2 protein-coding genes are annotated in these 1,376 nt (G+C 32.5%); both read left to right on the top strand.

Going from position 1 to position 1,376, the window contains the following annotated elements; all coding sequences use genetic code 11:
* A partial coding sequence (locus CEW93_RS10570) for a relaxase/mobilization nuclease domain-containing protein (protein WP_186727971.1) occupies positions 1-445 on the top strand: 445 nt, incomplete at its 5' end.
* Positions 438-947, top strand: coding sequence for a DUF334 domain-containing protein (locus tag CEW93_RS10565; RefSeq protein ID WP_255504104.1), 510 nt, complete (start codon positions 438-440; stop codon positions 945-947). The genes CEW93_RS10570 and CEW93_RS10565, both read left to right, overlap by 8 nt.
* The last annotated feature ends 429 nt before the right edge of the window (positions 948-1,376 follow it).

Below are 1,376 nucleotides of genomic sequence, written 5' to 3'. Positions count from 1 at the left end.
AGAACATGGATTGTCTGTAACTGAACGCAACGCAACAATGCGATATACTCAAGCCGAAAAAGGCTTAATTGAAAAAGGTAAAAGCTCTTGGAAAGACGAAATTAGAGACGCGATTGAACAATCACAAGCGACAAATTTTGAGGAGCTTGAGAGAGAGTTGAACCAATTAGACATCACAATCGATCGTGTCACAAACAAAACAATCACTTACAGACACTTGAAAGAAAATAAAAAAGTGAGAGGTAAAAATTTAGGTGAACAATTCGATAAGGGGGCATTAGAAAATGAGTTTGCTGTCGCAAATGAACGGAGAGAATTCGAGCAACAATTATCAGAATATGAACCAAGAGAAAGTGAGTACAGACCAAGAGATACAGAAAAAAATATTAAACGTCCTAAAGAACTTAGAGTCCAATCACGAGAAAACGACTTTGAACTTGAGTGATGAAGACAAGCTATATATATCACGAATGACCGATCAGATAAAACGCTCGAATACGCACGAGATTAAAGTAAATATTGAGACAGATGATAAGCTAAGCGAATTTATTAAACAAAAAATCGATGAGAAATTTGATGAAAAAATACCTAATCTTCGTACAAAGCAAACAATGGAACAATTCAAATGGTCTTTGATGAGAATTGAAGATAAACAAGAAATACTCGATGACAATATTGAAAGTGTTCACAAATGGGCGACTTACTTTAAGTCAGCGTTGATGTTGACACTATTTGCCGTTTTATTGATTAGCGTTGTCGCTACATTCATGGGTGGTTTATTCAATGTTTTAGGATTTGACCACATGTATAAAGGGCTAGAATATCAAATAAAACACTCAGAAGGTTTTGTAGCATTTTTATGGCATTTAGGATACTTGATACCTTATTTACTATTAGCGACGCTGATATGGCTTATATTGGCTTTAGAACGCAAATATAGATATTAACACGCATTTATGCCGAGAAAATTTATTGATGTTGAGAAGAACCCTTAACTAAACTTGACGACGAATGTCGGCATAGCGTGAGCTATTAGGCCGACGAGTCGACAGTTTTGGGGTTTGTTAAGGGTTCAGAGGCTCAACGTCAATAAAGCAATTGGAATAAAGCAAAAATTTATACAATTTCAAATAGGAGGTTTTCATGTGATAAAAGAGTTATTTTTAAGTGTATTGTTTTTTATTGTTATTATTTTGATCTTAACGTTTTCAGATTATATATTTTTAAATGATATCAATACTTTAAAAAATATATTGGCAACAATGGCTATAACAATATTTATTATGTGTGTTATAGGGAGGGATTAAATGAAATTAAAAAAAGTAATAGTTACTATTATGTTTTTATTAGTAATAATACTTTCTTTAAATATTATT

The sequence above is a fragment of the Moraxella sp. VT-16-12 genome (genome assembly GCF_002224245.2).
Taxonomy (GTDB): domain Bacteria; phylum Pseudomonadota; class Gammaproteobacteria; order Pseudomonadales; family Moraxellaceae; genus Moraxella.
Note: the sequence above shows the minus strand (reverse complement) of the source record. Positions and strands in the feature narration are given on the sequence as shown.